This window comes from Kitasatospora putterlickiae (assembly GCF_039527695.1).
Taxonomy (GTDB): Bacteria; Actinomycetota; Actinomycetes; order Streptomycetales; family Streptomycetaceae; genus Kitasatospora; species Kitasatospora putterlickiae.
On sequence record NZ_BAAAKJ010000200.1, the window covers coordinates 2,597 to 2,921 of the forward strand.

Annotated in this window: 1 protein-coding gene; it reads left to right on the forward strand. The window is 76.0% G+C overall.

Annotated features, from left to right (window positions below; translation table 11 throughout):
* Positions 1–325: CHAD domain-containing protein (locus tag ABD308_RS20175; RefSeq protein ID WP_344337228.1), on the forward strand; the 325-nt coding region annotated here is incomplete at both ends.

Genomic DNA, 325 nt, shown 5'->3' on the forward strand with positions numbered 1-325 from the left:
GACTTCAAGCCGGTCGACGAGGGACACTTCCAGATCGATGTGCCGCCGGGCAGCCCGGAGCTGGCCAGGGTGGCGGCGCGGGAGCAGCGCCGGACGGCGGAGCGGGTGCGGGTGGCGCTCGCGGACGGTGCGGAGCGGGACGTGGCGCTGCACGAGGCGCGGAAGGCGGCCAAGCGCGCCCGGTACGCGGGGGAGACCGCGGTGCCGGTGGCGGGCGCGGCGGCGGAGCGGTACGTGGAGCGGATGAAGGCCGTCCAGGAGGCGCTGGGCGAGCACCAGGACGCCGGTGATGGCGAGCGGGGCGAACAGCAGGAAGGCGTACTCG